Raw genomic sequence first — 10,778 nt, 5'->3', positions numbered from 1 at the left:
TGAGGGTTTTCAGGGCCGTGCCCATTTTACTAAGGTGGGTCAGTGCCGGAGCGGAATTCTGATCAGCTCCAGCGTGAGAAAAAATGACTAAACCTGTAAGAAGCGCTATTAACCTCACCGTTGAACCTGGTCTGAACTTATTTGATGAGATGAAGACGCAATTCGCGCGGAAGAAAAAATATCATGCACTCCTGCCCCCGACGTACTTTGGGAATGAATCACGATATATTGCTGCAGTTGTGGATTAAAAATGTTTGTAGAACTATTTAATGTATTCGACTGCAATACTTGCGGTTGACGAACCATTGTTGAGGCAGTGGAATAACCGCTCGATGGTTTTTGAGCCAGTACCGGCTGTACTACGGATGAAGTAGCCGGTTTTTCTTTTGCCAGCCGGACAAACTCACTCTTGTCAGGCATGGTGGTGGCCATTTGCTGTGGCTCATCATTATTTTGTGACTGCACTCCGATAACTGCAATAGTCGCAACCGATGCTGCTATCGCAAAGCCGGCGACTTTCTTGGTAACGATTGATGACAAATTCGGTATTTTTGAGGAGTTGGCAACGGGTGCAAGTACGGTAGGTTCAGAAGCAATGGCGGTCATAACATTGTGAGAAAAATCCTTTCTTATTCCCGCTGGGAGCTGGTTCCGCATCGAGTCACTAATCATTTGATATCGCCCGAGGCAGGCTTTCATATCATCGTCTTTACATAGGTTGCTAATAAACTGCTCACTATGTTGCGGATTTAACTCATCATCAAACAACGTTGATAACTTTTCGCCGTTTTCTTGCTCTATTGTCATTGTTACATCACCCTGCGTACTGTCAAATTATTCAACAAGTGGTCGAAGTGTTTTATCAATAGCTTCCCGAGCTCGAAATATCCGTGACCTGACGGTACCCACCGGACAATCCATGGCATCGGCAATTTCTTCATAACTTAATCCTTCAATCTCCCTAAGCGTAATTGCCGTACGCAAATCTTCCGGAAGATTTTCTATCGTACGAAACACAGTTTCCTGTATTTCGTCACGCCTGAGCATACTTTCAGGCGTCGCATATTCCTTCAATGCCGAATCTCCTTCGAATTGTTCTGCGTCCTGCGCTTCGATATCGACATTTGGCAGCCTCCGACCCTGAGCTACCAGATAATTCTTTGCTGTATTAATCGCGATTCTATACATCCAGGTATAAAACGCGCTGTCACCTCTAAATTTCGGCAGCGCTCGGTAAGCCTTTATAAAAGCTTCCTGAGCGACATCGTATTGTTCATGCTGATCTTTGACATAACGAGATACTAACTTGACAACCTTATGCTGATATTTGCGCACAAGAACATCAAATGCTGATTTATCCCCTCGTTGTACTCGCTCGACGAGCGCCTGATCCACGTTTCTTTCGGCCATGTGGGCCAAAACCCCTTCTGTAGCAAGGCAGACTGCTTGTGCCTTAATTTCCTAGACAATTTGATCATAAGATAGTTCGGCCCAGAGCAGGTATATTCTTGCCGGGATCTCATCTCGTCTCTAACTCTAAACCATTCATATTGAGCCAAATGCTTGAGAACTATCTCAGTCAACGTTTTTATCAATGCAGCCGCGGACTTCGGTTCCGACGGTTACACGTATTGTACATACTATGGGGTCAAGCGCCATTATTTCGACAACATGGACACTTTTTCCCAAGAATTGTTCCTAATTGCGCTCAATCAGCGTTAAAATGACAAATAAATGATAAGTTTCTGGTCAAATACATTATAACAAACAATCAGTTAACTCAAGCATCGTGACACCTACACATAGATATGACGTTGTAATTCTGGGAGCGGGAGCCGCCGGTCTGACGCTGGCATTGCAACTGGATCCAAAATTACAGATTGCGCTAATTTCAAAAGGCAACCTGCACGCAGGTAGCACCTGGTACGCGCAGGGAGGCATATCAGCGGTGCTCGATCCCAGCGATTCAGTGGATTCTCATGTTGCGGATACCATGAACGCTGGTGCTGGTTTATGCAAAGAATCCATCGTTAGGTATGTCGCTGAACACAGCAAGGAACAAATCGACCGCTTGATTGAACTGGGTGTCCCTTTCACGCATGTTGAAGAAAACAACCAACACTCTGCTTATCACCTCACACGCGAGGGCGGTCACAGTCATCGCCGAGTCATTCACTGTAAAGACGCGACAGGCCATGCATTATCCAAAACATTAATAGACAGGATAAAAGAACGTTCTAATATTCATATATACGAAAATCACATTGCGATAGATCTTATTACCAGCGCCAAACTCCAGCAACTTCCACAGCGGGTGCTTGGTGCTTATGTGCATAACAAAGAAACTGGGCGTACTGAAACGTTTCAGGCCAGATCAATCGTATTAGCCAGTGGCGGGGCCAGCAAAGTTTATCTATATACCAGTAATCCCGATGTCTCCACGGGCGATGGCATCGCCATGGCCTGGCGCGCCGGCTGTCGCATTGCGAATATGGAATTCATCCAGTTCCACCCCACCTGCCTTTTTCACCCTCATGCAAAATCCTATTTAATTTCTGAAGCCGTTCGCGGCGAAGGTGGAAAGTTATTATTACCGGATGGGACTCGGTTTATGAAAAAGGTAGATCCACGTGCCGAGCTTGCGCCACGCGACATAGTCGCTCGTACCATTGACCATGAAATGAAAAAACGCGGCCTTGATTGTGTGTATCTAGATATCAGTTTCAAGCCAGAACAGTTTATCAAATCGCATTTTCCAACTATCTATAACCGTTGCCTGAAATTCGGCTACGATATGACGAAAGAACCTATTCCCGTGGTACCTGCCGCTCACTATACCTGCGGCGGCATTATTACCAATCAACACGGACAAACAGATATCGATGGTTTGTATGCTATTGGTGAAACTGCATGGACCGGTATGCATGGCGCTAATCGTATGGCGAGCAACTCATTACTGGAATGCCTGGTATTTGGCGCTGCAGCCGCAAAACATATGAATAGCCTGCCACGATTAGACGAGGCTTTTCCGGCGCTACCTGATTGGGATGAAAGTCGGGTAACCGATTCTGATGAAGAAATTGTAGTAGCTCATAACTGGGATGAGTTGCGACGCTTTATGTGGGACTATGTTGGCATCGTACGAACCAATAAACGCCTGGAGCGAGCGATGCGCCGGGTTAATGTTTTATCGCGCGAGATATTCGACTACTACAGCAACTTCCGGGTCACCAATGACTTGATTGAACTCCGCAACCTGGTTGACGTCGCTGAACTCATTATTCGTTCAGCGATGGCGCGCAAGGAAAGCCGCGGCTTGCACTACACACTGGACTACCCGGAGCCAGATCAGGACAATCCACCCCGGGATACTATTTTGACGCCACCAAACTATCTTGAACCTGAGATGAATACCAGCGAAGACGTATCCGCAAGCGCCTGAAACTTTCGCTGTCAATATTATCCGGCAGCAATACAATTGCACGAAAACGGCAATACCAGGGAATGTTATCCAGGCGCAAATTAATTACCACTAATTGAGCAGACACGTATGTTGAAGGCATGAGTTTCGCAGGATATATCTGTTGATGCTCATCGATGAGCTGCCAATGGTCCGCTTCATCCCACACAGCCTCGGCAAAATTGGGCCAGATTGACGATAATGACAATTGACGGGTAATCCATCCCGCTCGGGACCAGCTAACCAGCAAGCTCACTGTAATTGCCAGGCAACTTACAACTATTGTCCATAAAGGCAGCGAAGCCGGAAGCAACAGGCCAATGGCACCAAGGTGCATCACAGTCACGATGGCAATTAACAAACGGGAGGGAACGATTTTAAACCGTAGCGGACTGGCGTATTTTTGTGACGACATCTGCCACTCCTGCATCCATGGGCACCATTCGCCCCATCAAATATTCCAGTAGCAAATCATCCGGACTTTTTAACAAGGCTTCAAAACTCGCGAGCTGTTGATCTGAAAGAGAATCAACATGCTGCTTAAAAAATCCCTGCAACAGGCAATCCAGTTCCAGCATACCACGTCGGCATTGCCAGTACAGGCGCGACTTTCTTTGCTGCTTTTGCTGCAAACTTTGCTGTAATTCGTAATCTGTTAGCTCACCACTTTGCATTCAGGGAATTCCGTTCACAACTGATTCTTCAACATCAGTTTACGTATATTGCCAATAGCCCTGGTAGGATTCAAACCTTTTGGGCATACCTGCACACAATTCATGATGGTATGGCAACGAAACAAACTATAGGCACCTTCCAGGTCATCCAGCCGCTCGGAAGTAGCCTGATCACGACTGTCGGCCAGGAAGCGCCAAGCCTGTAATAATGCCGCCGGGCCACGAAACTTGTCCGGATTCCACCAAAAGGACGGACAGGATGTAGAACAACAACCACAGAGTATGCATTCGTACAATCCATCCAGTTGATCCCGCTGTTCCGGGGTTTGCTCGTATTCGACTTCCGGTTCCGGGTCATGGACTGTTAGATAAGGTTTTACCGCACGGTACTGCTGGTAGAACTGCGTCATGTCCACCACCAGGTCTCTAACCACAGGCAAACCCGGCATGGGACGAACTTCAACAGGTTCTTTAAGTTCATTTAAGGGCGTAATACACGCCAATCCATTTCGGCCATTGATATTTAACGCATCGGAACCACAAACCCCTTCACCACAAGAACGCCGAAAGCTTAAGGAATCATCCAGTGTTGACTTGATTTGTAATAAGGCATCCAGCAACATCATGCCAGGCTCAATTTCTGACAGGTTATATTCCTGCATGTATGGTTTTTCATCGCTATCCGGATTATACCGATAGACTAAAAATTGCATGGTGCGATTACCTTCTGAACTTAATCATTTATACGCATTAAAAAATCAATCTCAGTTAATATACCCTTTTCTTTGGTGGAAATGCCTCAACACTTAGCGGTTTGGTGCGCACCGGTTTGTAATCCAGTTTATAACCTTCTTTGGAATACAATGAATGCTTCATCCATCGCTCATCATCTCGATCCTGAAAATCTACCCGGGAATGCGCCCCGCGGCTCTCTTCGCGGGCTTCCGCGCTAACAATCGTCGCTATCGCCAGGTCTATCATGTTTTCGAGTTCCATGGCTTCTATACGCGCAGTATTAAAAACCTGGCTATGATCTTTGATACGCGCATCTTTCAATCGTTGTTCAATCTGCTTGATCTTAACAACACCATCCGCAAGTACATCGGCTGTACGAAACACACCACAATGATTTTCCATTTCACGCTGCAATTCATCACGTAAAGCGTCAATAGACTCACCTTCACCTTGCTGATCCCAACGGGCTAAACGTTGCATGGCAATATCCACGCTATCGTTACTCATAGGACGGTGGTAATGATGTTCCTGCAGGTAGTCAATAATATGGTTTCCTGCAGCTCGACCAAACACAACAATATCCAGCAATGAATTGCCGCCCAGGCGGTTTGCACCATGCACGGAAACACAGGCACATTCTCCTGCTGCATATAACCCGGGAACTGGCTCCTCGGCAATTTGTCCCAAAGGTGCCACCACCTGGCCAAAGCGATTAGTGGGTATACCTCCCATGGTGTAATGCGCGGTGGGAAAAACAGGAATAGGTTGTTCAATTGGGTCAACGTGAGCAAAGGTCATGGCCGTATCTCGTATTCCGGGTAACCGTTTCTTGATAACCTCCGACCCCAGATGATCGAGCTTTAACATCACGTGGTCGCTTTTGGGACCACATCCCCGCCCTTCCCTTATTTCAATGGAAATTGCGCGGCTGACGACATCCCTGCTCGCCAAATCTTTTGCATGCGGCGCATATCGCTCCATAAATCGTTCGCCATCTTTATTAATAAGATAACCGCCCTCACCACGCACACCTTCCGTAATCAACATGCCTTTGCCCGCGATACCGGTGGGATGAAACTGGAAAAACTCCATATCCTGAATCGGGACGCCTGAGCGTAGCGCCATTGCCATACCGTCACCGGTATTAATTCGAGCGTTGGTATTAGTTCGAAACAGCTGACCTACTCCACCCGTAGCCAGCAAGGTGGTTTTGGCTTCGATTATCAGTGGCTCGCCTGTTTCGATTTCAAGCACCAGGGCACCCAGCACATATCCTTCGTCATCTTTCAATAAATCAATAGCAAAGAATTCATCAAAAAAATGTGTCTTGGCACGAATATTCTGTTGATAAAGGGCATGCAAAATCGCGTGTCCGGTTCGATCTGCCGCGGCACAGGTACGCGCCGCCTGGTCACCACCAAAGTTCTGACTTTGGCCACCAAAAGGACGTTGGTAAATCTTGCCATTATCCAAACGGGAGAACGGCACGCCTGAATGCTCCAGCTCAACAACACAGTGAGAGGCAGCCCGGCACATGTATTCGATTGCATCCTGATCGCCCAGGTAATCGCTACCTTTAACAGTATCGTACATATGCCAGTGCCAGTTATCCGGTAGCACATTGGCCAGCGCAGCATTCATACCACCCTGTGCAGCAACCGTATGGGAACGAGTGGGAAACACCTTGGATACCACCGCCACGTTAGCCTCGGCGCGTGACAACTGTAATGCGGCACGCAAGCCACCACCACCCGCACCAATCACCAAAGAATCAAATTTCCTTTTCGGTATACCTGACATTTAGTAAACCATCTCGAAAATCAGAATATTAAACGCCCAAAGTCCCATCGCAATTAAAAACATGGCCAACGAAGTCAACTTCACCATTCTGAATGCAAAGGGTTTAACATAATCAAGTATAATGTCACGCGCACCAACCCAGGCATGAAATAATAGTGATAATATAAACAATCCAACCGCTACATTATTTGCCGGCTGCGCGATCCACGACTGCCACGACTGGAAATCGGCATTTTGCCGTGTTAACCAGGCTATACTTGCATATAAAACGAAAACCAGCATGTAAATTGCAGTTAGGCGCTGGATCGTCCAGGCACGCAAACCTGAAGCGACACGTTCACTCATAGCAGTGCACCTACTATCGAAAGTGCCGTTAGTATTGCAAGAGCATGTACCACCCAGGCGCCAGCACTCGCGGCTTCTTTAGTAACCCCGATATCTATATCAATCAGTAAAAATCGGATACCCGCAAAGAAATGGTGAGAAAAAGACCATACCAGTAGCGCAATAATAACCAGCATGAGCGGGTGCTCTATCGCCGCAACAACTTGCGCATACTCTTCTGCACTTGAAACGGACAACTGGAATGCATAAATAAGAAAAGGGATTGCAATTACCAGCAAGAATCCGGAGATTCGATGCCCAATCGAAACCACGGCAGCCACAGGCATACTGATTTTTATCAGGTTTAAATAACGTGGTCGATTTTTCTTTTTATCCATTATTATCAAGTGTATAACATGATTTACAAAGGTCCAGTATACAATTCGGTATAAGCATCGTTAAAATACGCAATCATCGTATCACAAACCAGTATTTAAAAATAAATTGGCGGAATCGCAATGACAACAGACAGCCCATGGCTAAATTTTCTTAAACAACAGAATGCTCAAATCGAGAACGATATCGTTTCACATTTTGGAAACAAAAACGCAGAACGACAGGCAACCGTAACAGATACGATTTTATGCGACCTCACTCATCTTGGTTTTATCTCCGCAACCGGTGATGAAGCGCAGAGCTTCTTACAGAACCAGCTAAGTAACGATATTAAGGCAGTTTCCGAACAGCGCAGCCAACTCAATGCATATTGCACTGCGAAAGGACGCGCGCTGGCTATGTTTCGCGTGTTTCAATTCCAGGACAGTTACTTTTTGCAGTTACCTGTTGAACAAATAGAAGCAACACTCAAACGTCTGAAAATGTTTGTATTGATGACAAAGGTCACTATTCAGGATGCCACTGACCAAATGATTGCTTTTGGACTGGCAGGTGCCGACGCAACACAGCTGTTACAACAATTTGCAACCGACCTGCCGCAACAGGACGACCAGTGCGTAACGAACGAAAAACTTGTCATCAGTAAAATCGGCGGAGCAAAACCAAGGTACATTGTTGCTGGCAATTACGACCACGTTACTGAAGCATGGGATCAGCTAAAAGCCCAAACCACAATCTGTGGTAATCACGCATGGTCTTTCCTGGATATACAGGCAGGTATTCCCCAGATCTATGCAAATAACGCCGAAGAATTTGTACCGCAAATGTTGAACTTACACAGTATTGATGGCATTAGTTTTCAGAAGGGTTGTTATCCTGGACAGGAAGTCGTTGCTCGTATGCATTTTTTAGGGAAACTTAAAAGACGCATGTACCTGGCGCATGTTGATACTGAGCAGGTCCCGCAACCTGGTGATCTGATTTTTGCTGAAGACAGCAAGGTAGACCAGGCAATCGGCAGGGTTGTGCAATCTCAACCTGCTCCAGACGGCGGTATTGAACTACAGGCGGTGCTGCAAATAGCAGTTGCGGACAACAAGCCCGTCCACCTTAATAGCGCTGATGGACCAGGGCTTACTTTTAAAGAATTACCCTATTCGGTAGCTTTGGAGAGAGATGACACCTAAGCACACACTAGCTCCTGACCACGGAATTTGCGTTGTACCTCTGTAAATTAGATTGCATGCTTTAGCTCAACTGCCTTAAAACGAATCTCGTTCTGGCTAGTTACATAAAAATAACCATTAACAAGTTGCTTTTTCTGCTGCACCAAACGATAGACCACTGGTTTCTGGATTAACATTTTTTTACCACGACACATTACAGTAATATTGCCGTGGGAATCTATATGAATATCACCGGCACCACCATCAAAACTATACACCCTCATTCCAAGCAATTCAGTATCGGCATCTGCATCCAGAACAAATTCATAAAACAGTTGCTTTTGCTTACCACGAAAATAAGCATCGATACCTGGAAACACATTGGAATATTTAACTTCAGTAAAGCTGGGTAAAGCCCCAGCTGGTCTAATATTATTTTTTGTATCTATAAAAGTTAACGGTTCAAGTCCCTTTATCACTGGCGAATTTCCAGCACCAATAAATTCCAGACTTATCTGTGAAAGCTTGGTTTTAGTTTTTTGTGATACGGCTTGCTCGGGTTGTTCATTACTATAGAGGTTAAGCAACACTTCTTTTTCCATAAACAGCAAATCATACTGATAACCTTTGGAAAAGAATTTAACATCTTCTGCAAAAGCGCCATCATTACTCTGAAAGTTCATGGGAAATTCAGCGAAAAATTCCGCGACACTGGAGACGCCCTTGTTCTCCTCGGTATACTTAAAAGATGACAGAAAATAAGAGATGATAAATAATGCAGTAAATGTACTGACCACACCGAGCACAACATGTCGTCCACCGACCAACCCAGCGATACGGCTAATCCTTGCCACGCTACAGCTCCCTTCAACAGTGATATATAAAGTATTATTATTTTTGTTCGGTGACGATACCCAAAAGATTTACCTGCCCCCGTCATCAATAAAAATGCAATTACGCATACCAGCTAAACTGCGTACTCCCGCATTGGTTTTAATAGTAATAGAATCGTTGAAAATTTCCAGCACTATGCCGGCAAATGATTACTGTAATTAGAATTAACTCTGAAGATATAAGATTGACGTATAAAAAGAACCGTTAGGCGAACTCGCAGACAATCAGCAAGTTAGCGATTAAACAAAAAATACAATCAGAAAATGCCTAAGAGCTTGTAGTCGGACGCATATGTGGGAATAGTAAAACGTCCCGTATTGAAGGCATGTCGGCAAACAACATTACCAGCCGATCAATTCCGATACCTTCTCCTGCTGTTGGGGGCAAACCGTGCTCAAGCGCCACAATATAGTCGGCATCGTAGTGCATGGCTTCATGATCGCCAGCATCTTTTTCCTGTACTTGCTGGCGAAACCGCTCAGCCTGATCTTCCGGGTCATTTAACTCGGAAAAACCATTGGCAATCTCTCTTCCACCCACAAAAAATTCAAAGCGATCCGTAACAAAGGGATCTTCATCACTACGCCGTGCCAGTGGTGATACCTCAGTGGGATAGGCTGTAATGAATGTTGGATCTTTCAATCGATGCTCAACAGTCTTTTCAAATATTTCTATCTGCACTTTGCCCAGACCATAACTATCCTTGAGCGGGATACCCAGATTCTCTGCAATCTGGCGTGCTCCTTTTTCATCACCAAGTTGATCCGCTTTGATATCCGGATTGAAGTGTAATATGGAATCAAATACTGACATGCGAGAAAATGGCTTGCCGAAATCGTAAGCTTCGCCCTGGTAATCAATAGAAGTTGAACCATGAATATGCTGCGCCATGCCCCGCATCATTTCTTCGGTTAAGTCCATGAGGTCATTATAATCAGCGTAAGCCTGATAGAATTCCACCATAGTAAATTCAGGATTATGTCGCGTCGATAGTCCTTCATTGCGAAAATTACGGTTGATTTCAAACACTCGCTCGAAACCACCGACTACCAGACGCTTCAGATATAACTCGGGTGCTATTCGTAAATACAACTCCATATCCAGGGTGTTATGATAGGTCTTAAAAGGACGAGCAGTAGCGCCACCTGGAATACTGTGCATCATAGGCGTTTCCACTTCCATATAGCCATGGTCCAGCAAACAACGTCGCACATAGTCGATCACCTGAGAACGAATACGAAATGTTTCACGGGTAACATCACTCATGATCAGGTCAACATAACGTTGGCGATATTTGGTTTCCTGATCTGTTAAGCCGTGGTATTTCTC

The 10,778-nt window shown here is 45.6% G+C and carries 12 protein-coding genes; 2 read left to right on the top strand and 10 right to left on the bottom strand.

Annotated elements, in window-relative coordinates:
• Positions 1–114: 114 nt before the first annotated feature.
• Complete coding sequence (locus ACWVCM_RS10300) at positions 115–807, bottom strand: sigma-E factor negative regulatory protein (protein WP_455201663.1); 693 nt, start codon at positions 805–807, stop codon at positions 115–117.
• Positions 808–834: 27 nt separating this feature from the next.
• Positions 835–1,410: an RNA polymerase sigma factor RpoE gene (rpoE, locus tag ACWVCM_RS10295; protein WP_455201662.1), complete on the bottom strand. Its 576-nt coding sequence runs from the start codon at positions 1,408–1,410 to the stop codon at positions 835–837.
• A 379-nt stretch (positions 1,411–1,789) separates the two neighbouring features.
• Between rpoE and nadB the strand changes: the two genes are divergently transcribed.
• On the top strand, positions 1,790–3,442 hold the full coding sequence (nadB, locus tag ACWVCM_RS10290; protein ID WP_455201661.1) for an L-aspartate oxidase: 1,653 nt from the start codon (positions 1,790–1,792) through the stop codon (positions 3,440–3,442).
• Here the strand turns inward: nadB and ACWVCM_RS10285 are convergent.
• Genes ACWVCM_RS10285 through sdhC form a run of 6 tightly spaced genes read right to left on the bottom strand, consistent with a single transcriptional unit; the run spans position 3,372 to position 7,391 of the window.
• Positions 3,372–3,875 carry a protein YgfX gene (locus ACWVCM_RS10285; protein WP_455201660.1) on the bottom strand — a complete coding sequence of 168 codons (504 nt, stop codon included), beginning with the start codon at positions 3,873–3,875 and terminating at the stop codon, positions 3,372–3,374. The genes nadB and ACWVCM_RS10285 overlap by 71 nt on opposite strands.
• A complete protein-coding gene (locus ACWVCM_RS10280) occupies positions 3,838–4,134 on the bottom strand; it encodes an FAD assembly factor SdhE (protein ID WP_455201659.1) in 297 nt (98 codons plus the stop codon). The genes ACWVCM_RS10285 and ACWVCM_RS10280 overlap by 38 nt, the downstream gene beginning before the upstream one ends.
• Positions 4,135–4,148: 14 nt before the next feature.
• A complete protein-coding gene (locus tag ACWVCM_RS10275) occupies positions 4,149–4,847 on the bottom strand; it encodes a succinate dehydrogenase iron-sulfur subunit (RefSeq protein ID WP_455201658.1) in 699 nt (232 codons plus the stop codon).
• 55 nt (positions 4,848–4,902) lie between these two features.
• Positions 4,903–6,669 carry a succinate dehydrogenase flavoprotein subunit gene (gene sdhA / locus ACWVCM_RS10270; protein WP_455201657.1) on the bottom strand — a complete coding sequence of 589 codons (1,767 nt, stop codon included), beginning with the start codon at positions 6,667–6,669 and terminating at the stop codon, positions 4,903–4,905.
• On the bottom strand, positions 6,670–7,014 hold the full coding sequence (gene sdhD / locus ACWVCM_RS10265) for a succinate dehydrogenase, hydrophobic membrane anchor protein (protein WP_455201656.1): 345 nt from the start codon (positions 7,012–7,014) through the stop codon (positions 6,670–6,672).
• Positions 7,011–7,391, bottom strand: a complete 381-nt coding sequence (gene sdhC / locus ACWVCM_RS10260) for a succinate dehydrogenase, cytochrome b556 subunit (protein ID WP_455201655.1) — start codon at positions 7,389–7,391, stop codon at positions 7,011–7,013. The genes sdhD and sdhC overlap by 4 nt, the downstream gene beginning before the upstream one ends.
• 120 nt (positions 7,392–7,511) lie before the next feature.
• On the opposite strand from sdhC, the gene ygfZ reads away from it, so the two are divergent.
• Entirely contained in the window at positions 7,512–8,576 is a 1,065-nt protein-coding gene (gene ygfZ, locus ACWVCM_RS10255) for a CAF17-like 4Fe-4S cluster assembly/insertion protein YgfZ (RefSeq protein WP_455201654.1), read from the top strand.
• A 47-nt stretch (positions 8,577–8,623) separates the two neighbouring features.
• Here the strand turns inward: ygfZ and ACWVCM_RS10250 are convergent, their stop codons facing one another.
• Both ACWVCM_RS10250 and lysS read right to left on the bottom strand, forming a co-directional pair.
• Positions 8,624–9,409 carry a DUF7948 domain-containing protein gene (locus tag ACWVCM_RS10250; RefSeq protein WP_455201653.1) on the bottom strand — a complete coding sequence of 262 codons (786 nt, stop codon included), beginning with the start codon at positions 9,407–9,409 and terminating at the stop codon, positions 8,624–8,626.
• 307 nt (positions 9,410–9,716) lie between these two features.
• Positions 9,717–10,778 (bottom strand): lysine--tRNA ligase (gene lysS / locus ACWVCM_RS10245; protein ID WP_455201652.1); only part of this gene is annotated, 1,062 nt, incomplete at its 5' end.

It is taken from the genome of Kaarinaea lacus (genome assembly GCF_975902315.1).
This window is presented reverse-complemented; position numbering and strand designations above follow the sequence as displayed.

Coding starts and splice junctions, on each gene's coding strand:
- ACWVCM_RS10300 (WP_455201663.1), bottom strand. CDS start 807: ATGACAATAGAGCAAGAAAACGGCGAAAAGTTATCAACGTTGTTTGAT.
- rpoE (WP_455201662.1), bottom strand. CDS start 1,410: ATGGCCGAAAGAAACGTGGATCAGGCGCTCGTCGAGCGAGTACAACGA.
- ACWVCM_RS10285 (WP_455201660.1), bottom strand. CDS start 3,875: ATGTCGTCACAAAAATACGCCAGTCCGCTACGGTTTAAAATCGTTCCC.
- ACWVCM_RS10280 (WP_455201659.1), bottom strand. CDS start 4,134: ATGCAAAGTGGTGAGCTAACAGATTACGAATTACAGCAAAGTTTGCAG.
- ACWVCM_RS10275 (WP_455201658.1), bottom strand. CDS start 4,847: ATGCAATTTTTAGTCTATCGGTATAATCCGGATAGCGATGAAAAACCA.
- sdhA (WP_455201657.1), bottom strand. CDS start 6,669: ATGTCAGGTATACCGAAAAGGAAATTTGATTCTTTGGTGATTGGTGCG.
- sdhD (WP_455201656.1), bottom strand. CDS start 7,014: ATGAGTGAACGTGTCGCTTCAGGTTTGCGTGCCTGGACGATCCAGCGC.
- sdhC (WP_455201655.1), bottom strand. CDS start 7,391: ATGGATAAAAAGAAAAATCGACCACGTTATTTAAACCTGATAAAAATC.
- ygfZ (WP_455201654.1), top strand. CDS start 7,512: ATGACAACAGACAGCCCATGGCTAAATTTTCTTAAACAACAGAATGCT.